Raw genomic sequence first — 22042 nt, forward strand, 5'->3', positions numbered from 1 at the left:
TGAAATTCGCGTTGTTTTACGGGTATTAAAAATCCATCAACATGCGGCGTGATTGACCGTGATGACGTGGATCGCCAGCCCGCCCAGCGAGGTTTCCTTGTACTTGGCCTGCATGTCGGCGCCCGTCTGGCGCATGGTTTCGATCACTTCGTCCAGGCTCACGAAATGGGTGCCGTCGCCCTTTAACGCCAGCGAAGCGGCCGTGATGGCTTTCACGGCGCCCATGCCGTTGCGTTCGATGCAAGGGATTTGCACCAGGCCGCCGATCGGGTCGCAGGTCATGCCCAGATGGTGTTCGATGCCGATTTCGGCCGCGTTTTCGATCTGCTGGTTGCTGCCGCCCAGCGCCGCCACCAGGCCCGCCGCCGCCATCGCGCAGGCCACGCCCACCTCGCCCTGGCAGCCGATTTCGGCGCCCGAGATCGACGCATTGCGCTTGCATAGCATGCCGATGGCGGCCGCCGTGAGCAGGAAATTGCGCACGCCCGTCACCGGGTCGCTGGGATGGCAGTCTTCCGCGTAGTAGCGCAGCACAGCCGGGATGATGCCGGCCGCGCCGTTGGTGGGCGCCGTCACCACGCGCCCGCCGGCCGCGTTTTCCTCGTTGACGGCCATGGCGTACAGCGATACCTGGTGCAGCGCGTCGTGCGGCAGATCGTTGGCGTGGTTGTTCAAGGCCTTGGGATCATTCGCCTGCCGCCACAGGTTGGCGGCGCGGCGCTTCACATGCAGGCCGCCCGGCAGCTGGCCGGAGGTATCGAGACCGTGGGCGATACAGTCGCGCATCACTTGCCAGATGCGGTCCACGCCCGCATCCAGCTCCTCGTTGCTGATCTTGACACACTCGTTGGCGCGCAACATCTGCGGGATGGTCAGGCCGCTGGCCTTGCCGTGTTCGAGCAACTGGGCCATGGTGTCGAACCGGTAGGGAATGGCGCTGGCCGGACGGGCAGACGTCTCCTGACCCTCGCCCTGCTCCCGGATAAAGCCGCCGCCGACCGAGTAATACACCTTGCTGACGGTGCTGCCGTTGGCCCGCTTGACGGTGAAGCACATGCCATTCGGGTGCTCGGGCAACGATTCCGTTTTGTGGAACAGCAGGCCGGTGGCCATCTTGAACGGCACCTTGTGGTGGCCCAGCAGCGCCAGTTCGCCCGCCTCCTCGGCGGCTGCCAGCATGGCATCCACCCGGGTCGGGTCCACGCCTTGCGGGGTTTCGCCCATCAGGCCAAGGATGACCGCCTTGTCGGTGGCGTGGCCCACGCCGGTCAGGGCCAGCGAACCATAGAGCGAAGCTTCGACGGACACCACATCTTCGAGCGGACCGCAATCGACCAGGAAGCGGCGCGCGGCCACCATCGGACCCACGGTGTGGGAGCTCGATGGCCCGATGCCGATCTTAAACAGGTCAAATACGCTCATGTCCATCGTTTGTCTCGCTATGTTTTATATGGTTTTTATTGTTTTTGGCCGGTCAGGCGGCCTTGCCCAGGTTGACGTCCACGTTGGCCAGCATGTCGTCCACCATTTGTTCGATGCCGATGCGCGCGGTCCAGCCCCAATCGGCGGTGGCGGCGCTGTCGTCCAGGCTCTTGGGCCAGGTGTCGGCGATGGCCTGGCGGCTGTCCGGCTTGTAGGCGATGCGGAAATTGGGCACCTTGCGCGCGATGGCGGCCGCCAGTTGCTCCGGATTGAAGGACACGCCGGCCACGTTGTAGGCCGAACGCACCTTGATTTGCCCGGCCGGCGCGTCCATCAGTTCGATGGTGGCGCGGATCGCGTCCGGCATATAGATCATCGGTAGCGTGGACTGCGGACCGAGGAAGCACTCATAGCACTCGCCACGCAGGGCCGAATGGAAGATCGAGATCGCGTAATCGGTGGTGCCGCCGCCCGGAGGCGACTTGTAGCTGATGATGCCGGGGTAGCGGATGCTGCGCACGTCCACGCCATACTTGAGGAAGTAGTATTCGCACAAGCGCTCGCCGGCCAGCTTGCTGATGCCGTATATCGTGGTCGGGTCCATCACCGTCAGCTGCGGGGTCTGGTCGGCGGGCGTGTTGGGGCCGAAGGCGGCGATCGACGACGGCCAGAAAATGCGCAGCGGCTTGCCGACGGCGTTGCGCCCGCGTGCAACTTCCAGGATGTTGAGCAGACCGTCCATGTTCAGCGTCCACGCCTTCAGCGGCGCCGCTTCGCCGGTGGCGGACAGCATGGCCGCCAGTTGGTAGACCTGGGTGATGCCGTGTTCCGCCACCAGACTTGCCAGCGCGTCCTTGTCCAGCACGTTGAGCTGGATGTAGCGCTCGGCCTTGTGGACGTTGGTGGGGCTGACATCGCTGGCGATCACATTGTTAGCACCGTGCTGGGCGGCCAGCGCCTCCACCAGTTCACTGCCGATCTGGCCGTTGGCACCAATAACGAGTATGCGTTCCATGTTGTTGTTCCTGACGATTTTCATTGTGCTTTGGTCGGCAGCAGGCCAAGTTCACGGCCAGCCTGTTCGAATGCTTTAAGGACGGTGTCGAGCTGCTCGCGGGTGTGCGCGGCGGACAGCTGCACGCGCACGCGCGCCTGGCCCATGGGGACCACCGGGTAGAAGAAGCCGCTGAGCAGCACGCCCAGTTCATACATGCGGGCGGCGAATTTTTGCGCGACCGGCGCATCGAACAGCATCACCGGCACCACCGGGTGCGTGCCCGGCTTGATGGTGAAGCCGATGCGCTCGATCTCCTTGCGGAAGTAGGCGGTGTTCTCGTGCAGGCGGTCACGCAGCTCGGTCGATGCGGACAGGCATTCCAGCACGGCCAGCGAAGCGCCGGCGATGGATGGGGCCAGCGTGTTCGAGAACAGGTAGGGACGCGATTTCTGGCGCAGCATGTCGATCACTTCCTTGCGCGCCGACGTGAAGCCGCCCATGGCGCCGCCCAGGGCCTTGCCCAGCGTACCGGTGATAATGTCGATGCGGCCCATCACGTTGTGGTGTTCGTGGGTGCCCCGGCCCGTGGCGCCCATGAAGCCGGAGGCATGGCACTCATCGATCATGACCAGCGCGCCGTACTTGTCGGCCAGGTCGCAGATCTTGTCCAGCTGGGCGATGGTGCCGTCCATCGAGAACACACCGTCGGTGACGATCAGCTTGTGGCGCTTGCCGGCGGCGGCCTGCAGCTGGACTTCCAGGTCGGCCATGTCGTTGTGGGCATAGCGGAAGCGGGCCGCCTTGCACAGGCGGATGCCGTCGATGATGGAGGCGTGGTTCAGCGCGTCGGAGATGATGGCGTCGTTCTCATCAAACAGCGGTTCGAACACGCCGCCGTTGGCGTCGAACGCCGCCGCGTACAGGATGGTGTCTTCCGTGCCGAGGAATCTGGAGATGGCCTGCTCCAGTTGCTTGTGGACGGTCTGCGTGCCACAGATGAAGCGCACCGAGGACAGGCCGTAGCCATACTTCTCGGTGGCGGCGATGGACGCCTGCGCCACCCACTCCTCGCCCGACAGGCCCAGGTAATTGTTGGCGCACATATTAATCAGCTTGCGGCCATCCTGGCTCACCACCTCGGCACCCTGACGCGACGACAGCACACGCTCCGGCTTGTACAGCCCCTGCTCGCGCAGCTGATCCAGATTCTGCTGCAGGCCGGTGAAGAAGGTGTTCTTTGCTTGGTCGCTCATGATGATCCTCGTAGGGGTGACGCGGCTGGTCGCTTGACCTGTCCGTGCGCTATGTTGTACCGTGTTTCTCAAGGCGTCTCTGGAGGAAAGTCTACTCCTGTTTTCCGGACTGCCATCGAAATCCGCTATCTCGAACCGAAATTCAATATATCGAATCTTACCGAAGGCCAGTGAACTTCGCAATACGCACACGTGCGGTTATTGCCCTCCTTTTCCGACAGAATTACGCAGCATTTACCCCTTCGGCCAAATAAAACCATGAAAACACCTGTCTCTACGAACGCACCACCAGAGGTCGGCGCGGCGCTGCAGCGCCTGCGCCTGGCCCGCGGCCTGACCCTGGAAGATTTGTCCCGCATCGCGGGCGTATCGAAATCCATGCTGTCGCAGATCGAACGCGAGAAAGCCAACCCCACCATCGCCATCACCTGGCGACTGGCCAACGCGCTGGGCGTGCAGATCGGCGAACTGCTGGCCAGCGGCGACAACAAGGAAACCGACCCGATCCGCGTGGTGGACGCGCACGAGACCCCCACCCTGCCCGGCCAGCATGCCGGCTACGTGTTGCGCATCCTGGGCCCGATGGAACTGGCGGGGAAATATGAGTGGTACGAGCTGACGCTGGCGCCGGGGGGCGAACTGGTCTCGCAGCCGCATGATCCGGGTGCAAGCGAACACTTGACGTTATTGCATGGCTCGGTGGAAGTGGAAGCCGGGATGCACAAGAAGAAAGTGAAACTGGGCGGCACGGCGCGCTATGCGGCCGATGTGCCGCATGCGATCCGCAACGCGGGCAAGACGGAAGCCAAAGCCTTGCTGGTGGTAATCCACCGCTAAATGCATATTGCGCAATTGCCGCCGTCTGATCACGTAGAACGATACTATGCAGTCGGGCAGCCCGACTCAGTCTGAGGCGATGGGACATGCTTGGCGCGACGGCCTGCGTCGATAGGCAAGACTTGCGCGATGCCAAACGCAACTTCGATCACCAGGAATCCCCATACGATCGGATGGGCGCCATGGACCAAGGCGTAAAGCTGCCAGGTCGAGAAGAGGAAGCGGCCGGCTGCGTCATACCGTCCGTACTGCACCTGCGGGTCGCGTAACCGCAGGATCGACCAGATCGTCACGATGGAACCCAGCAGGTTGACCATCAGCATGTGGGCCGGCTCGAACGTGGGGAAGCCTGCCGTGATGCCAAGCAGACGCGACAACGCTTCCAGGCCGGACAGTATGACCAGGAAAGTCCATGGCGTGGCGAAACCGATAGTGACCACGAGGTCATACCAGGCGCTGGCGCGCACGATGTGCAGGTAGGCGGGTGTGCCGATCATGTTGTTCTCCGTTACGATTGAAAACGTCAGAATAAACCTTGGAGTACACTCCAGGGTCAAGCATGATTTGCAGGAGGAGGCAGTAATGAAAATTGGCACCATTGCCCGGGCTGCCGGCGTCAGTTGCGACACCTTGCGCTTCTACGAAAAGCAGGGCCTGATCCGCTCGACGCGCGCGGACAACGGCTATCGTCACTATGCGCCGGAGACCGCCCAGCTCGTAACGTACATCCGCACGGCACAAAGGCTAGGCTTCAGCCTGGCTGAGATCGGCGGGCACATGTCTGCCGTGTGGAACGCGCCGGACCAGGATGCGGCGGTGGCCGAACTGCTCGCCGAAAAGGTGCGAGACATTGAGAACCGGATCGCGGAACTACAGGGCCTCAGGAAGGAACTACTGGAACGCGTACGGCAGCAATGCCCGCTGTCACGGGATTAAGTTTCGTAACGGGGATGGGATAGCGGCTGTCCCCTCATGTTTCAGACAACCGCGAAGTGAAGAAGACGATGGCCGCCGCCACGCCACAGGCGCTAGCCTTGCCCGAAGCGTGGCGGCGATTATCTTACCAGTTCGACTCGCGCTCCGGCGTGGAGGAGATGCGGTGGATCGACAGGTCGGCCCCCTGGAATTCATCTTCAGGGTCCAGGCGCAGGCCCAGCGTTGCCTTCAGCGCGCCGTAGATGGCGGCGCCACCAGCCAGCGCGATCACCACGCCAACGCCCGTGCCCACGCATTGCGCGCCGAACGACACGCCACCCACACCGCCCAACGCCTTCTGGCCGAAGATGCCAGCCGCCACGCCGCCGAAGGCGCCGCACAGGCCGTGCAGCGGCCATACGCCCAGCACGTCGTCGATCTTCCATTTGTTCTGTGCCAGCGTGAACATGGTCACGAAGATGGCGCCGGCGATGGCGCCCGTCACCAGCGCACCCATCGGGTGCATCAGGTCCGAACCGGCGCACACGGCCACCAGGCCGGCCAGCGGGCCGTTATAGACGAAACCGGGGTCGTTCTTGCCCATCAGGAGCGCCACCAGCGTGCCGCCCACCATGGCCATCAGCGAGTTGACGGCGACCAGGCCATTCATCTTGTCCAGCGCCTGGGCGCTCATCACGTTGAAGCCGAACCAGCCCACCGTCAGAATCCAGGCGCCCAGCGCCAGGAACGGAATGGACGAAGGCGGGTGCGAAGCGATGGCGCCGTTCTTGTGATAGCGGCCACGGCGTGCACCCAGCAGCAGCACGGCCGGCAGCGCGACCCAGCCGCCCACCGCATGCACGACCACCGAGCCGGCGAAGTCATGGAACTCGGCGCCGAACGCCTGCACCAGCCATTCCTGCAGGCCAAAGCGGTGGTTCCAGACCATGCCCTCGAAGAAGGGATAGACCAGGCCCACCAGCAGGGCCGTGGCGATCAGTTGCGGGTGGAAGCGCGCACGTTCCGCGATGCCGCCCGAGATAATGGCGGGAATGGCGGCGGCGAAGGTCAGCAGGAAGAAGAACTTGACCAGCTCATAGCCATTCTTGGCAGACAGCACGTCGGCGGCGGCGAAGAAGTTGATGCCGTAGGCGATGCTGTAGCCGACGAAGAAATAGGCGATGGTCGAAATCGCGAAATCGACCAGGATCTTGACCAGGGCGTTGACCTGGTTCTTCTTTCTGACCGTGCCCAGTTCCAGGAAGGCGAACCCCGCATGCATCGCCAGAATCATGATTGCGCCGAGCAAGATAAACAGTGCGTCTGCGCCTTCTTTAAATCCACCCATCAAACTACTCCCCAAAAGAATGCATCAAAAAATGTAGATGTATTCTCTTAAGCAATAACCGTACCATTTTGGTGCAATTTTGTAAGTACTTGATTTTATTACTGTTTGAAAATTCGCTTGTATGATGCGCAACACTACGCACCAAAACGATGCATACAGACACGATCATGGACGAGGATCGGCACTACGATTGTGCGGCACGCATCGAATTGGCGCGCAAACGCTGAGATTCAGGTCTTCAGGTCGAGCAGGGTTGGGCCTGAGCGTGGATCAAATTGGTGCATCAAGTCGCATGGCCTGTCGGACATGCGACTTGACGGTGCACGATGGTAGGCGTGAAATTTACTTGCCTGCAACTTGCGTTGGCTGTTCCATTTTCAGCGCGCGGGTCAGGAAGCCCCAGCGGTCCGTCACCTCGTCGATCTGCTTGGCCGTGGGCTTGCCTGCACCGTGGCCAGCCTTGGTGTCGATGCGGATCAGGATAGGGGCTGCGCCGCCCTGGTCGGCCTGCGCCGTGGCCGCGAACTTGAAGCTGTGGGCGGGCACCACGCGGTCGTCATGGTCGGCCGTCGTGATCATGGTGGCCGGGTAGCACACGCCCTTTTTCAGGTTGTGCAGCGGCGAGTACTTGACCAGCGCGTTGAATTCGTCCGCGTTGTCGGACGAGCCGTAGTCCGAGGTCCACGCCCAGCCGATGGTGAATTTGTGGAAGCGCAGCATGTCCAGCACGCCCACTTGCGGGATGGCGGCGGCGAACAAATCGGGACGCTGGGTCATGGTGGCGCCCACCAGCAGGCCGCCATTGCTGCCGCCGCCGATCGCCAGCCGCGATGGCGACGTCACCTTGTTTTGCACCAGCCATTCCGCCGCGCCGATAAAGTCGTCGAACACGTTCTGCTTGCGCAGCTTGGTGCCGGCCGCATGCCATTCCTCGCCATACTCGCCGCCACCGCGCAGGTTGGCCATCACGTACACGCCGCCCATTTCCACCCACGCCAGGTTGGCCACCGAGAATGATGGCGTGAGCGAGATGTTGAAACCGCCGTAGCCATACAGGTAGGTGGGGTTGCTCCCGTCCAGCTTCATGCCCTTCTTCGCGACGATGAACATGGGCACACGGGTGCCGTCGCGGCTGGTGTAGAACTGCTGGCGCGTTTCATAGGCGGATGGGTCGAAGTCCACCTTAGGCTGGCGGTACACACTGCTCTTGCCGCTTTTGAGGTCGTAGCGGTAGATGGTCGATGGTGTGGTGAAGCTGGTGTAGGAATAGAAGGTCTCGGTGTCGGCGCGCTTGCCGCTAAAGCCGGTCACGGAACCGATGCCGGGCAATTCCACGTCATGCAGCCGTTTGCCGTTCAGGTCATACACGGTGACCTGGCTGTGCGCGTCGCTCAGGTAATCGGCCACCAGTTGCTGGTTGACGATGTTGGCCGATACCAGCGTGCGCGCACTCTCAGGCACGATCTCCTTCCAGTTGGCGCGCTCCGGTTTGCGGGTGTCGATGGTGATGATGCGGGCGCGCGGCGCCTTCAGGTCGGTGCGGAACCAGAACACGGGGCCGTCGTTGTCGATGAAGTTGTAGGCCGCGTCGAAGTCTTCCAGCAGCGGCACCACCTTGCCATCCTTGGCGCTTAAATCCTTGTAGTACAGGCGGTTCTTGCGCTCCGTGCCCTGTGAGGCCGTGATGATCAGGTAGCGGCCATCGTTGGTGACGTCGCCGCTGAAACCCCAGTCCTTGTGGTCCGGCCGCTCATAGACCAGCGTGTCGCTGCTTTGCGGCGTGCCCAGTTTATGGAAGTACAGCTTCTGAAAGTAGTTGACATCGGCCAGCTTGGTCGCCTCGTTGGGCGCGTCGTAGCGGCTGTAGAAGAAGCCGGAGCCGTCGCGCAGCCAGGCCGTGTTCGAGAATTTGACCCACTGGATATGGTCGGCCGTATCCTTGCCGGTGTCGATGTCGCGCACGCGGATTTCGTTCCAGTCCGAGCCCGATGCGGCCGTGCTGTAGGCCAGGTATTTGCCATCCGGGCTCACGGCCAGACCGGCCAGCGCCACGGTGCCGTCAGCGGCCAGCGTGTTCGGGTCCAGCAGCAGGCGCGGGGTGTCGGCCAGCGTCTTCATGGTGTAGAGCACGGACTGGTTCTGCAGGCCGTCGTTGCGGCTGTAGAAGTAGCGGCCGCCCTCCTTGAACGGCACGCTGAAGCGCTCGAAATTCCACAGCTTGGTCAGGCGCGCGCGGATCGCGTCCCGCGCGGGGATCTGGGCCAGGTAGCCTTGCGTCAGCCGGTTCTGCGCTTCCACCCAGGCGTGGGTATCGGCGCTGTTGGCGTCCTCCAGCCAGCGGTAAGGATCGGCGATGGTGGTGCCGTGGTAGTTGTCCTGCTGGTCCACCGTGCGGGTGGACGGGTATTGCAGGCCATGGCCGTTGGCGGGGCAATCCTGCGCTGCGGCGCTGCCGCCCAGGCCAGCGATCAGGGTGAAAATCAGGGATGCGCTTCGTATTTGCATGTGGGGTTCCGTGTCATCGTTGAACGTGGCGGCGCCGGCTCCGTGGCCCGCGCGCCCGGCGATGATAGCGTGCTTCGATGCAAATTTGAAACGTTAGATAACTTGGCAAGTCGTGTTTTATTTGGCCAGCGTGAGGCTGGCGACCACCGGCACGGGCACGCTGACCGGCTCCGGCGCGCGCCACTGCTGCATCCACAGCAGCAGCTGATCGGCCGGGATCGGACGGCTCATATAGTAGCCCTGGCCCTGGTCGCAGTTCATGCTCTTCAGCTGGTGCCACACCGCTTCACTCTCCACGCCCTCGGCCACCACGCGCAGCCCCAGGTTGTGGCCCAGCTGGATGGTGGAGCGCACGATCATCACGTCGCCCGCATCGCTCTCCATGTTCAGCACGAACGACTTGTCGATCTTCAGTTCGTTGACGGGCAGGCGCTTCAGGTAAGCCAGCGACGAATAACCGGTGCCGAAATCGTCGATCGACAGTTCCACGCCCATCGCATGCAGGCGCGCCAGCGTTTGCTCGGCGCGCACCGGATCGTCCATGATGGCGCTCTCGGTGATCTCCAGGCAGAACGAGGCGGCCGACAGGCGGCGCCGTTCCAGCATGTCGCGGAATTTGGCGGGCAAGTCCTGGTCCATCAGGTCGCGCGTGGAGAGGTTGACCGACACCTTCAACTGGATGCCGGCTGCGTCCAGGCTTTGGCACAGGGCCGCCGACTGCTCCAGCACCCAGCGCGTCAGTTTGCGGATAAAGCCGGTCTGCTCGGCGAAGGGAATGAATTCGTCCGGGAACACGTTGCCGCGCTCGGGATGCACCCAGCGTACCAGCGCCTCCGCGCCCACCACCTTGCCCGTATCGAAATGGATCTTCGGCTGCACGAACAGGCGGAACTCGTCGCGCTCCAGGGCGGTGCGCAACTCCGTCAGCAGCGACAGGCTTTGCTCACTGCCCTTGTCGATCGAACTGTCGTACACCACGGCGCCGTCGTTGCGCAGCTTGGCCGCGTACATCGCCACCTCGGCCATGCTCAGCAACGCCTCCGCATCCGCGCCGTGGGCGGGATAGCCGGCGATGCCGATGCCGGCGCCAATGTCGACCATCTGGTCGTCCAGCGACAGCGGTGTCTCCAGCGTCTGCGCGATGTCGGCCGCCAGGCTGCGCGCCTGTTCCAGCGTCGCTCCCGGCAGCAGCACGGCGAATTCGTCGCCGCCCAGCCGCGCCACCTGTGGCGACACATGGCGCTGGCTGGCCAGCAGTTTTTGCAGCCGGTCGGCCACCTGCCGCAGCAGCGCATCGCCGAAGCTCTGGCCCATGACGTCGTTGACGTGCTTGAAGCGGTCCAGGTCCATCATCAGCACGTACACGCAGCCGTCCTGTTTGCGCGCCTCGCCCAGCGCCTCGTTCAGCAGGCGCAGGAACTGGGCGCGGTTGGGCAGGTTGGTCAGCGTGTCGCGGTACGCGAGGCGGGAAATCTCCTGCTCGCGGCGCGCGATCCCGTCGCGCATGCTGTCGAACGCATGGGCCAGCGCGCCGATCTCGTCCTGGCGCGTGACGTCGATCTGGCCCTGGTAATCGCCCTCCTCCAGCCGCTTGGCCGTGACGGCCAGTTGGCTCAGGGGCTGGGCGATGCGCTTGGCCGTCAGCACGCTGGCGACGGCGGAGACGGCGATGCCGGCGAGCGTCAGGCCGATCAGCCAGCGTTCCAGGCGCTGGTAGTCTTCCGTGGCCTCGTCGATGGAGCGCGCCAGCATCACACTGGCGCTTTGCGGGCCATCCTGGCCAATCGACAGCAGGCGGGCGTTGTACTTGCTCGCCTCCACCGTCAGGTCGAACGGGCCGGTCGGCACCTGGGGCAAGGCCTGCAACTGTTCGACGGCCGCGCCCACGGACGGCGCGAGGAAGGTGGAGCCGACGGCCAGCCAGCCGTTTTTCGGGTCATGGGTGAGGATGGTCGTGTGCAGCGATGTGACCTCGCGCATATCGGTCGCCAGTTGGCGGTCGATGGGGAAAGTCATCACGATCCAGCCTATCGTGATCGGCGCCTTGATGGGCATGACGACGATCTGGTACGGCCGCCGTTCCACGATGGCGATGCCGTTGGCGCCGTCGCCCTGCTCGGCCGCGTCGAGCATGCTCAGCACGAGCGGCTCCAGCGCCGCCGCCTGCGCGTTGTTGGTCGAGACGCTGACATGGCGCTCGGCGCTCACCAGCATGGTCAAGGTGGCCTTGATACGTCGCCCGCTGTTGACCAGCGCCGATTCGATGGTGGCGCGGTCGCCCTCGTCGTTGTTGCCGATAGCGGCCAGGAAGGCCGTGTCGCGCGCCAGCAGCCGGGCGCCGAAACGCAGGCTTTGCGCGTTCTGGTCCAGCAGGCGGCGGAACACCTTGGTGCCGTTGTTCAATTCGCTGCTGATCGACTGGCGCGCATTGCTGTCGATGCCGCGCTGGATCACCAGCAGGCCGATCACCTGCACCGCCACGATCAGGGCGAGGAACAGGGTAACAATACGGCTTTCCAGGCTGCGAAAATGCATGGTGCGGCTCCGTTCAGCGTTCAGGGATAAGGGCGGCTGGCCGCGTCCGGGTCGATGGCGCCCGGCTTCATGGTCAGCCGGAATTCCAGCGCCGCGCCGGCGTCGCCGGCCTTGATCTGCGCCGGCTGCTCCGGCGTCAGGCCGCCGGCCGTGTTGTAGTGCCAGGCCTTGACCGTGTACTTGCCGGCCGGCAGATCCAGGCGCACGGCGCCGCTGCTGTCGGACTTGGCGAAGTATGGTGTATCGACCACTTTGACGAAGGCCAGCATCTTGTCATGGATATTGCATCCAAGTACAACCGTGCCGGCCTTGTCGAACAACTGGGGCGCTGCCTCCTCGCCCGAATACAGCTTCTGGTCGAACTTATGGGCGGGCGAGAACGAATAAATGTGATGCCGGACCTTGTCACGGTTCGGGAAGTAGATTTTGCTGCCAGTTTGCACCACCGTCACCAGCGGGATGAATTTCAAGCCTTTCTGGGCGATTTCGCCGGACGCCGTGGTCCTGGGCGCCTGGCCGCCTTCGGGCTCGGCGTAGACGACCGTGTCGGCCAGGGCGGCGCCGCCGGCGTCGACAACCTGCACCGTCAGGACGGCGGCATGGCCGGCGCCACAGCACGCGAGCGCCAGCATGGCGGATGACAGGGCGAATTTCTGGGACATCGGGCGGCCTGATGAAGACATGGAACAGGCATTGTAGCGCCTGCCAAATAGTTCCCGTCTACGTTTTCCGCAAAAATTCGCTTCTGCTGAGCAATAAGTGCTGCACCGCATGTTTCTTCCATTTCATACCCTTGTCACATTTACCGGTTAGCATGTGCAGCAATCTACCGTCCATGGCAAGCATCGTGAATCCCCTACCCCTGGCGCTCCCCGGCACCCGCCCCGCCCCCACCTCCGCCACCATCACCTATCTGAAACCGCCGGCGCCCGCGCCGGTAGCCGCGCTGGAAGAGGAGGAAATGTTGCGTCAGCACTTACACGACATCATCGCCCAACGCCAGCTCAGCGCCCTGTTCCAGCCCATCGTGCACATGCAGACGGGCGAGATCATCGCCTACGAGGGGCTGATACGGGGGCCGTCCGACAGCCCGCTGCATGCGCCGATGAACCTGTTCAAGGTGGCGCGCGCCAACAACCTGACCGTGCAAGTGGAGCACCTGTGCCGCAAGGTGGTGCTGGAGCGCTTCGCGGAGCTGAATCTGCCGGGCAAACTGTTCCTCAATGTCAGCCCGGAATGCCTGTTGCAGCGTGACGCGCCGCACGGGGAAACGCTGGAATATATTCAGCAGGCCGGCATCGATCCGGGCCGGGTGATCATCGAGCTGACCGAAAACCAGCCCACCTACGATTACGAATTGATGCGCGAGGCGGTGCTGCATTACCGCAACATGGGCTTCCAGATCGCCATCGACGACTTGGGCGAGGGCTTTTCCAGCCTGCGCCTGTGGTCGGAACTGCGGCCCGAGTTCGTCAAAATCGACATGCACTTCATCCAGGGCATCAATAACGACCCGGTCAAACTCCAGTTCGTCCGCTCGATCCAGGAAATCGCCGACCAGTCCGACACGCTGGTGATCGCCGAAGGCATCGAAACCCAGGCGGAGCTGCTGGTGCTGCGCGACCTGGGCGTGGCGTTCGGCCAGGGCTACCACCTCGGACGGCCCCACAGCCAGCCGGCCAAGGCGGTGCCGGCCGAAGTGGCCAAGGCGCTGGCCCGCAACGGCGTGGCCGTCTACCCGCAGCGCGGCAATGAGAAGAACGGCGCCAGCATCGTCAAGCTGTTGCACAAGGTGGCTGCCGTGCCACCGTCGATGAGCAATAACGAGGTGTACGAGCTGTTCATGCGCGAACCGAAGTTGCTGATCATTCCCGTGGTCGAGGACGGCCAGCCGCTGGGCCTGATCAGCCGCTTCGACATGATCGATCACTTCGCCCGCCCCTACCAGCGCGAACTGTACGGTAAGAAATCCTGCCGCATCTTCATGGACAGCAAGCCGCTGATCGCCGACAAGGACACCAGCCTGCAAGACCTGAGCTTCACCATGGTGCAGGCCGACGCCCACCACCTGTTCAATGGCTTCATCATCACGGAGAATGGCCAATACCTGGGCATGGGCACGGGCCACGACCTGATGCGCGAAATCACGCAGATGCAGATCACGGCAGCGCGCTACGCCAATCCGCTGACCCAGTTGCCCGGCAACGTGCCCATCAACGAGCACATCGATCGTCTGCTCGAAAGTGGCACACGGTTCTGGGTCTGCTATTGCGACCTCGACCACTTCAAGCCGTTCAACGACGTGTATGGCTACCGGCGCGGCGACGACGTGATCCAGCGCACCGGCAAGATCCTCACCGACCATTGCGACCCCGACCGCGATTTCGTGGGCCATATCGGCGGTGACGATTTCATGATCCTGTTCCAGAGCGAGGACTGGGAAGCGCGCTGCCAGGCCATGCTGGCCCAGTTCGAACACGGCGCGCGCGACTACTACAGCCTGGAAGACTGGGAGCGCGGCGGCTACCTGAGCGAGGACCGCCAGGGCAAGAAAGTGTTCTACGCGCTGATGAGCTTATCGCTGGGCGCGATCAAGGTCGAACCACACCAGTATTACTCGCACCACCAGATCGCCACGGCGGCTGCCGAGGCGAAGAAGCAGGCCAAGAAAATCCACGGCAACAGCCTGTTCCTGGACCGCCGGCAGCAGCCAGCCCGCTAGCGCGGTGGCGCCATGCCCTGTGGCTTGGCCATGGGGCAGGCCGCCCCGCCTCTTGCTTGCTCAGCCGCGGTGCTCGGCCCGCCAGCGGCGCCGCAGTTCGTGGGACGACGCCAGTTCGGCCGGCGCCATGGTGCGCGCGATCAGCTTGCGCTGGTTGTCAGCCGTCTCGTCGCCATGCTCGGCCGACAGCGACACCCACATGTGCGCGCGCACCACGTCGCGCGGCACGCCGCGCCCCCCGTTGTACATGCCACCCAGGTTGTACTGGGCCAGCGGATGGCCCTGGTCAGCCGCCTTGCGATACCACAACACAGCCTGCACGTCGTCCTGCGCCACGCCATGGCCATTGGCATACATGACGCCGAGATTGTTCTGGGCGCTGGCGTCGCCCTGGTCGGCCGCCGTGCGATACCAGACCACCGCCTTTTCCTCATCCTTGGGCACGCCGTTCCCGTTGGCGTACATGACACCGACATTGAACTGCGCGTTGGCCGTGCCCTGCTCAGCCGCGCGCTGATACCAGGCCAGCGCCTGCGCCTGGTCGCGCTCGACGCCGCGCCCATGCGCGTACATACCGCCGAGGTTGTACTGGGCCAGCGCATGGCCGGCATCGGCGGCCCGCTGATACCAGCGGCAAGCGCGCGCCTCGTCCTGGTCCACTCCCCGGCCGGTGGCCAGCATGATGCCGAGGTTAAACTGTGCGTCCGTGTCATCCTGTTCCGCCGCCCGCGCCAGCCACGCGTAGGCGCGCGTCGCATCCTGCGCCACGCCCCTTCCCTGGGCATAGGCCACCCCGACCTGGCGTTGGGCCACCGCATCGCCCTGGGATGCGGCTTGGCGGAACCAGGCCAGCGCCTGCGCATCACTGGGTGTCACGCCCTGGCCGCGCTTGTACATCAGTCCAAGGTTAAGCTGGGCCGTCGCATCGCCTTGCAGCGCCGCCTTGCGGAACCAGGCCAGCGCCAGCGCGTAGTTGCGCCGCGTGCCCAATCCCTGGGCGTAGGCTTCACCGAGCAGGGTCTGGGCACTGGCCACACCTTGTTCCGAGGCGCGATAGAACCAGGCCAGCGCCATCTCGTCGCTACGGGGCACGCCTCGCCCGCGCTTGTACATCATGCCCAGGTTCTGCTGGGCCGACGCGTCGCCCTGGTTGGCCGCGCGCCGGAACCAGCGCGCCGCTTCCAGGTCGCTGGCCACCACGCCGCGGCCGTTGTAATACATGGCCCCCAGATGATTTTGCGCGAACACCAGTCCCTGCTCGGCGGCCGCGCGCATCCAGTGGAACGCGCGGGCATCATCGCGCGCGACGCCATGGCCCGTCTTGTACAGCAGCGCCAGGTTGAATTGTCCGTAGGGATTGCCCTGTTCGGCCGCGTCGCGAAACCAGACGTAGCTATCGTAGCTGTCCTTGGCTGAGTTCAGGTTTTTCATGCGACACCTCCAGCTGCCCCATCTGGCGCCGTCGCCGGGATGCGCCCGCCTAAACGATAGCGTACGCGCACCGGCAATGCGTAACAATGTTGTCTAAATTATAAATTGACGTGGGCGTGCGGTTTTGAGGCAGCGCAAATGACATGGCAAATTGTTATCATTTGCTGTTCTGATGGAAACATTTGGCAGGCGAACCGGGCCAGCCGTAGCCCGAGGAAGGCGGCTGGCCCGGCGCGAGGATGCGCCAGCTTGCGCTTAGCCGTGGCGGCTGGAGAGTGTACCCTGGCGTTTGGGGCCTGCCGCGTAGACCAGCATGGCCAGTATCGCCAGGCACCAGACAATCAGTGCGCCCGATGGCAAATCGAACAGGGTCGACAGCACCAGCCCGCTCGCGTAGCCGGCGGCGCCGATCAGGTAGGCCAGCACCAGCCGCTTCCTGCCCGCGTAGTGACGCACGGCCAGGCCGGGCACGATCAGGCTGGTGAACACGAGGTAGACGCCCACCAGCTGCACCGAGGCCGTCACGGCCAGCGCGAAGATCAGGTAGAAACCCAGGCGGCTGAGCCTATCCCGGAACAGCAACAGCAGCGCGCTGATGACGACAGTGCCGATGGCAGGCACCAGCAACTGGTCGTACCGCACCCACAGAATCTGGCCGGCCAGCAAGTCCTGCAAATGCTCGCCGCCATGGGGGTTGTGCGCCACCAGCAGCAGTCCAGCCGTGGCGGCCAGGATGAACATCACGCCGATCTGCGCTTCCTGCACTTCCGGCCAGCGCTTCTCGGTCCAGGTCAGCAGCACGGCGCCCAGCACGGCCGCCAGCGCGGCGGCCACCTGCACGGCCCAGCCTTGCGGATCGAAGTCGGCCACGCCGGCGATGATGACGCCAAGCGCGGCGATCTGGGCGATGGCCAGGTCGATGAAGACGATGCCACGCTTGAGCACCTGGGCGCCCAGCGGAATGTGGGTGACCAGCACCAGCAAGCCTGCCAGCAGCGCCGGCAGGATGATCAACAGGTCAAACGATACGGCCGTCATTTATTGGCATCCATCAGGCGTTGCACCGTGTCGTCGAACAGGCCGAACAGGTCCTTGGCGCGGTCGTCGCCGCCCACCGTGAACGGCAGCACGACGGCGGGAATCTTCGCATGCTCGGACAGCCATTGGGAGGCGCGGCCATCCTGGTACGCGGCACGCAACACCATGCGGGCAGGCTGGTGCTGCAACTGGCCCAGCAAGCCCGACAAGTGGGCCGCGCTCGGCTCCACGCCCGGCTTTGGTTCGAGCGTACCCACCTGGCGCAGGCCCAACCAGTTCATCAGGTATTCCATGTTCTTGTGGTGCTCGACCACGGCCACGCCTTTCAACGGCGCAGCCTGCTTCTCCCACTTCAGCATAGCCGCGTCCCAGCGCGCCGCGAAGTCCTTCTGGCGGGACTGGTAGTAGGCGGCGTTGGCCGGGTCCAGTTCCGCCAGCCGCTTGGCCAGCGCCACGGCCACCAGCGCGATATTGTGCGGGTTCTGCTGGATGTGCGGATTGCCGGCCGCGTGCACATCGCCTTCGCTGCGGTCCACCTTGCCTGGCACATCAAGGCGCGGCACATAGGCGCCGGCTTCGAAATTGCCGGGCTGGCCAGCCGCGATCTTGCCGTTGCCGGACTGCTGGATCAGCACCGGCAGCCAGCCCACTTCCAGTTCCAGGCCCGTGCACACGAGCAGGTTGGCATTGCGGGTGCGTGCAATCAGGCTGGGCCGCGCTTCGATACGGTGCGGGTCCTGTAGCGCGTTGGTGGCGCTCGACACCTTGACCTTGTCGCCGCCCAGTTCAGTGGTCAGGGCCTCCCACTCCGGCTCGCAGGCGAGCACGTTGACGGTGGCATGGGATGGCAGGCAGAACATGGCGCTCGCGCACGCGATGGCGGCCCGCAGCAGGATGTGACGTTGTTTCAGCATGGCAGCTCCTTAGAAAGCGTGGGCAGCGTGCGTGCCCAGACTCATAATGTATTGCAGGAAAATCTGGTTATCGGTGACGCCGGGGCGCGACTGGTCCCGTGCCAGTTGCAACCGCAGCCGCGAGAATTCCGACGGGCTGTAGTCCACCATCACGCTGCTGCGCGTGGGGTTGTAACCTTCCAGGATGGGGAAACTGGCCAGCGCCAGCGCGCCGCTGTCGACCAGGCCGATGCGTGGCGTGCCAGACGACAGGCGGTCGTAACGGGCGCCGACGCGCCAGTACGGCATGAACTGGTAGACGCCCTGTACGTACCAGCCCGACTGCTCGCTACGGTAGGCGCCGTTGGCCGCGTCGGCCGTCCCGGCGGCATAGTCCAGGCTGCCATCTTCCTTGCGCCGGAAGTATTCGCCGAGCAGCTTGAAGTTGGTCCGGGTGGAGTTGCCATTGGGCGCCCACTTGTAGATGGCGTCGGCGATCCAGGTGGCCGACTTGCCGCTGAACGCGTAGTTCAGGCCGCCATCCTCGTAGCCGCGCTGCTGCGCGCCCGTGTGCAGATAGGACAGGCCGGCGCGGTAGCTGGCCGAATCGCCGATGTCGTCCCCGACGTGGGCAAACACGCTCCACGCGCCCACGCCGTTCTTGTTGCGGTCGTTGCCCGGATAGGCGGCGCCGTCGCCGGCTTCCATGCCGATTTCCAGGAACTGGTCGAGCGGCGCCAGCCACTTGGCCTGCACCCCGTCCGGCTTGTATTGGCCGCCGAGGAAAGCCTGGTAGGCCAGCGGCGCATCCACGAAGTCCCAGGTGTGGGCGTGCTGGCTGTTCAGGTAGCCAATGGACGACAGGAAGCGGCCCGCCTTCAGGTTGATTCCATTGGGCATGTCGCGGGTCTGGATGAACGCTTCCTCCACGCTCAGCGTGTTGTCGCCGGCCAGCGAGAAGGTCAGCTGGCCCGCGAACTGCGGATCGATATTGGCGGCCATGGTCAGCTCCGACTCGCCGAGACTGAAGCCGCGCTTGCCCGGTCCCGCTTCGCCGCCGCTGGGAATGAAGCCCTGCAAGCGGTATTGCGTGGGGTCCTGCGACAGGTTCTGCAGGGTGCCGCCGAGGATCATGGAAATGTTGGGATTGAACAGGTTGGCCGGCGGCGCGGCGCCGCCGATCGGCGCGGCGGGCGCGGCGGAAGCGGCCGCCCCCATCGTGCTTGCCGTCGCAACTGCCGGCGCCGGTGCGGGCGCCGCGTCCTGCTGGGCCGCGGCTGACGCGGGCTGCTGGGCGGCGGGCGCGGGGGCCAAGGTCGCCAGCTGGGCCTGGGCGGCGGCCGTGGCGGCCTGGGCTTGCTGCAAGCGCTGCTCCAGCGATTGCAGGCGGGCCTCGTAATCCTTTTGCATCTGGGCGATCTGGGCACGGATCGCCGCCAGTTCTTTCTTTTCCGACTTGTCGGCCGCGTGCGCGCCAGGCGCGGCCACGGCGGCGCTCACGGCGAGCGCCATAATGCTGCGTTTCAGCATGTTGGTCCTTTTTTGAATGAAATGATGCGCGCCGCCGCCTGCCAGGCAGGGCGACGGAACGACGGTGGTTTTCAATCAGGCCAGGACTGGCGGGGCGCGGGAATGGAAGACGCAGACGGTGCGCCGGCAGAACGACGTTTCCGTGCCGACGACGACGGCCACGGCGCCAGCGCGCGTAGCCGGGAAGGAATGGATGGCCGTGTCGAGCGCCGAGCCGATCTGGGCGAACGCCAGACATTGCTCGCAGCTCTGGTCCAGTGCCAGCGATTTCGCGACGCGGCCCTGCCGCTCGCCCGCGCTGGCCGACACGCGGCCGTTGCCATTGCCGGACCAGTGCGACAGCGCATGCGAGATCCCCATCTGCTGGGACAGTACCAGCAGAAGCGACAGCATCACATAAGCAAAGGTGCGGCGGACGTTCACAAATTAGCAACTAACGGAAAACGATGGGCGTATTGTAATGCGATCGGCACAAGGTTTGCGCGTTTTTTTGTATCGAATGGCCGATGCCCCTCAAGGCGCGGGCGCTTGCTTTTGCAAGAAGGCAGGCACTTTGGCGGCCGCCAGTTTGTTCACCGACACCAGCAACGCCGGATCGACGGGCCCCAGGCCATAGTGGCGGTCCAGGTGGCGGCCGATGTGCAGCAGCACCTCGGCCGCCACTTCCGCGTCGGACTCGGCCCGGTGGGCCGCGCTCCGGAAGCGGATACCCAGTTGTTCGGACAGATTGCCGAGCTTGTAGCTGGCCAGTTGCGGGAACACCCGGCGCGACAGCTTGAGCGAGCACACCAGGCCCGTGTGGGCCGGCGCCAGGCCCAGCCGCGCGCTTTCCGCCCGCAGGAATTTCTCGTCGAAGCTGGCGTTATGGGCCGACAAGGTGTCGCTGCCTATGAAATCCAGCAACTCCGGCACCACGCGCGCCACCGGCGGCGCGCTGTCGACCATGGCCTGGGTGATGCCGGTCAGGCCCGTGATGAAGGCGGGAATGCGCACATTGCAGTTAATCAGCGAAACGTAGCGCTCCACCACCTGCCCGCCGGCGATGCGCAAGGCCGCCACCTCCGTGATGCGGTCGCCCATGTCGGGCGACAGGCCCGTCGTCTCGAAGTCGATCATGACGATCGGTTTGTCAAACACTTGCATCGCGTGTTCCCTTAGTCAGAAAAATCAGCCGAACTTGCGCACGGCATCCAGCGCCAGCCCGGCGCCGATGCTGCCGAAACGGTCGCCCTCGACCTTGCGGGCCGCGGGCAGCAGCGCCGTGATGCGCTCCCGCAGCAGGCGCACGCCGCTGGAGCCGCCGGTGAAGAACACCGTGTCCACGGCGTCGGGCGCCACACCCGCGTCGGCCAGCAGCTTGAGCACGGTTTGCTCAACCGAGGTGACCAGGTGGCCGATGGCGTCGTCGAATTGCTGGCGCTCCAGTTGGACGGTGGTGGCGGGCGACAAACGGTCCAGCTCCAGCGCCACGCTGGCCGCGTCCGACAGCGCGATCTTGCCCTCCTCCACCCGCATCGCCAGCCAGTGACCGGCCCGGTGGTCGATCAGCTTCTGGAGGCGGCCCAGCTTATCCGGTTCGGCCGCGTCGCGGCAGATATCGGCCAGTTGCACCCACATTTTCTTGGTGTATGCCTGGTTGATCGTATGCCAGGTGGCCAGGTTGAAGTAGTAGCTGGACGGCACTTCGCTGTTGTTGCGCAGCCGGCTGCCATAGCCCAGCAGGGGCATCACTGAAGACAGGCTCAGGTATTTATCGAAGTCCGTGCCGCCGATGTGGACGCCGCCGTTGGCCAGGATGTCGTCCCGCCGCTCGGCCTGCCTGGCCCGCTCGGGCGACAGCCGCACCAGCGAGAAGTCGGACGTGCCGCCGCCGATGTCGGCGATCAGCACCAACTCTTCGCGGCTAATCTGGGATTCATAATCGAAGGCGGCGGCGATCGGCTCGAACTGGAAGGCGATCTCCTTGAAGCCGACCGAGCGCGCCACCTCGGCCAAGGTGTCCTGGGCCAGCTGGTCGTTGGCGGCGCTGTCGTCGATGAAAAACACGGGCCGGCCGAACACGGCCGAGGTGAATTCCCGCCCCGCCGCCAGTTCGGCGCGGCGTTTGAGTTCGCCGATGAACTGGGCCAGCAACATGCGGAATGGCAAAGCGCGGCCGCCCACTTCCGTCTGGCCGTCGATCAGGCTGGTGCCGAGCAGGCTCTTGAGCGAGCGCATCAACCGGCCCTCGTAGCCGGCCAGATACTGGCTCAGCGCGGCGCGGCCAAAGCTGACGTCGTCGTCTTCCGCGTTGAAAAAAACGATGGACGGCAAGGTCTCCTTGCCATCCTCCAACCCCAGCATGACGGGGTGGCCGGGCCGCACCCAACCCACAGTGGAATTTGACGTGCCAAAATCGACACCGCAAGCAATGGCCATGTCGACCCTTCCCGAATATAAAGGGGCGTCATTTTAGCAGAAATGGCGGCGCCGATCCGGTTTTAAGGCGGAAATAGTCGTGCCCGCTCATGGCGTGCCAGCCATCGCGCCACGCCGGATATTGCCGCGGATCAAATCCCACCCGCAGCAGCGGGACTACCCTGCCTGTTCCGGCGCCCACGCGCGCCCAACTGTAGC

At 64.3% G+C, this 22042-nt stretch carries 18 protein-coding genes; 3 read left to right on the forward strand and 15 right to left on the reverse strand.

Annotated elements, in window-relative coordinates:
* Positions 1 to 36: 36 nt before the first annotated feature.
* The 3 genes from H3H37_RS17010 to kbl are packed head-to-tail and all read right to left on the reverse strand — an operon-like array spanning position 37 to position 3672.
* A complete protein-coding gene (locus H3H37_RS17010) occupies positions 37 to 1428 on the reverse strand; it encodes an L-serine ammonia-lyase (RefSeq protein WP_182164638.1) in 1392 nt (463 codons plus the stop codon).
* A gap of 46 nt (positions 1429 to 1474) precedes the next feature.
* A complete protein-coding gene (locus H3H37_RS17015; RefSeq protein WP_182164640.1) occupies positions 1475 to 2437 on the reverse strand; it encodes an NAD-dependent epimerase/dehydratase family protein in 963 nt (320 codons plus the stop codon).
* Between the two features lie 20 nt (positions 2438 to 2457).
* A complete protein-coding gene (gene kbl, locus H3H37_RS17020; RefSeq protein WP_182164642.1) occupies positions 2458 to 3672 on the reverse strand; it encodes a glycine C-acetyltransferase in 1215 nt (404 codons plus the stop codon).
* Positions 3673 to 3930: 258 nt separating this feature from the next.
* On the opposite strand from kbl, the gene H3H37_RS17025 reads away from it, so the two are divergent.
* Positions 3931 to 4509 carry a helix-turn-helix domain-containing protein gene (locus H3H37_RS17025; protein WP_182164644.1) on the forward strand — a complete coding sequence of 193 codons (579 nt, stop codon included), beginning with the start codon at positions 3931 to 3933 and terminating at the stop codon, positions 4507 to 4509.
* A gap of 44 nt (positions 4510 to 4553) precedes the next feature.
* On the opposite strand, the gene H3H37_RS17030 is transcribed toward H3H37_RS17025, so the two are convergent.
* Positions 4554 to 5006, reverse strand: a complete 453-nt coding sequence (locus tag H3H37_RS17030) for a hypothetical protein (protein ID WP_182164646.1) — start codon at positions 5004 to 5006, stop codon at positions 4554 to 4556.
* Between the two features lie 85 nt (positions 5007 to 5091).
* Here H3H37_RS17030 and H3H37_RS17035 point away from each other — a divergent pair, with 85 nt between their 5' ends.
* Positions 5092 to 5445, forward strand: coding sequence for a MerR family transcriptional regulator (locus H3H37_RS17035; protein ID WP_182164648.1), 354 nt, complete (start codon positions 5092 to 5094; stop codon positions 5443 to 5445).
* A 124-nt stretch (positions 5446 to 5569) separates the two neighbouring features.
* Here H3H37_RS17035 and H3H37_RS17040 read toward each other — a convergent pair whose 3' ends face one another.
* The 4 genes from H3H37_RS17040 to H3H37_RS17055 all read right to left on the reverse strand — a co-directional run bounded on the left by H3H37_RS17040 (position 5570) and on the right by H3H37_RS17055 (position 12474).
* Positions 5570 to 6772 carry an ammonium transporter gene (locus tag H3H37_RS17040; RefSeq protein WP_182164650.1) on the reverse strand — a complete coding sequence of 401 codons (1203 nt, stop codon included), beginning with the start codon at positions 6770 to 6772 and terminating at the stop codon, positions 5570 to 5572.
* 342 nt (positions 6773 to 7114) lie between these two features.
* A complete protein-coding gene (locus tag H3H37_RS17045; RefSeq protein ID WP_182164652.1) occupies positions 7115 to 9277 on the reverse strand; it encodes a prolyl oligopeptidase family serine peptidase in 2163 nt (720 codons plus the stop codon).
* Positions 9278 to 9394: 117 nt separating this feature from the next.
* The gene (locus H3H37_RS17050; protein WP_182164654.1) at positions 9395 to 11812 is read right to left on the reverse strand and encodes a putative bifunctional diguanylate cyclase/phosphodiesterase; all 2418 of its coding nucleotides are present in this window, start codon (positions 11810 to 11812) and stop codon (positions 9395 to 9397) included.
* 20 nt (positions 11813 to 11832) lie between these two features.
* Positions 11833 to 12474, reverse strand: a complete 642-nt coding sequence (locus H3H37_RS17055; protein ID WP_182164656.1) for a methylamine utilization protein — start codon at positions 12472 to 12474, stop codon at positions 11833 to 11835.
* A 299-nt stretch (positions 12475 to 12773) separates the two neighbouring features.
* Here H3H37_RS17055 and H3H37_RS17060 point away from each other — a divergent pair, with 299 nt between their 5' ends.
* On the forward strand, positions 12774 to 14534 hold the full coding sequence (locus H3H37_RS17060) for a GGDEF domain-containing protein (protein WP_229218895.1): 1761 nt from the start codon (positions 12774 to 12776) through the stop codon (positions 14532 to 14534).
* Positions 14535 to 14594: 60 nt separating this feature from the next.
* Here the strand turns inward: H3H37_RS17060 and H3H37_RS17065 are convergent, their stop codons facing one another.
* From H3H37_RS17065 to H3H37_RS17095, 7 genes are all read right to left on the reverse strand, one after another.
* Positions 14595 to 15965, reverse strand: a complete 1371-nt coding sequence (locus H3H37_RS17065; RefSeq protein ID WP_182164660.1) for a tetratricopeptide repeat protein — start codon at positions 15963 to 15965, stop codon at positions 14595 to 14597.
* A 255-nt stretch (positions 15966 to 16220) separates the two neighbouring features.
* On the reverse strand, positions 16221 to 17003 hold the full coding sequence (locus H3H37_RS17070; RefSeq protein ID WP_182164662.1) for a metal ABC transporter permease: 783 nt from the start codon (positions 17001 to 17003) through the stop codon (positions 16221 to 16223).
* Positions 17000 to 17917, reverse strand: coding sequence for a metal ABC transporter substrate-binding protein (locus H3H37_RS17075; protein WP_182164664.1), 918 nt, complete (start codon positions 17915 to 17917; stop codon positions 17000 to 17002). The genes H3H37_RS17070 and H3H37_RS17075 overlap by 4 nt, the downstream gene beginning before the upstream one ends.
* A gap of 9 nt (positions 17918 to 17926) precedes the next feature.
* Positions 17927 to 19426, reverse strand: a complete 1500-nt coding sequence (locus H3H37_RS17080) for a putative porin (RefSeq protein ID WP_182164666.1) — start codon at positions 19424 to 19426, stop codon at positions 17927 to 17929.
* A gap of 75 nt (positions 19427 to 19501) precedes the next feature.
* Entirely contained in the window at positions 19502 to 19819 is a 318-nt protein-coding gene (locus tag H3H37_RS17085; protein ID WP_220456482.1) for a hypothetical protein, read from the reverse strand.
* 120 nt (positions 19820 to 19939) lie between these two features.
* Positions 19940 to 20569: a 3'-5' exonuclease gene (locus H3H37_RS17090; RefSeq protein ID WP_182164670.1), complete on the reverse strand. Its 630-nt coding sequence runs from the start codon at positions 20567 to 20569 to the stop codon at positions 19940 to 19942.
* Between the two features lie 24 nt (positions 20570 to 20593).
* A complete protein-coding gene (locus tag H3H37_RS17095) occupies positions 20594 to 21844 on the reverse strand; it encodes an Hsp70 family protein (RefSeq protein ID WP_182164672.1) in 1251 nt (416 codons plus the stop codon).
* Positions 21845 to 22042: the final 198 nt, after the last annotated feature.

The sequence above is a fragment of the Rugamonas brunnea genome (genome assembly GCF_014042345.1).
Lineage (GTDB): Bacteria > Pseudomonadota > Gammaproteobacteria > Burkholderiales > Burkholderiaceae_D > Rugamonas > Rugamonas brunnea.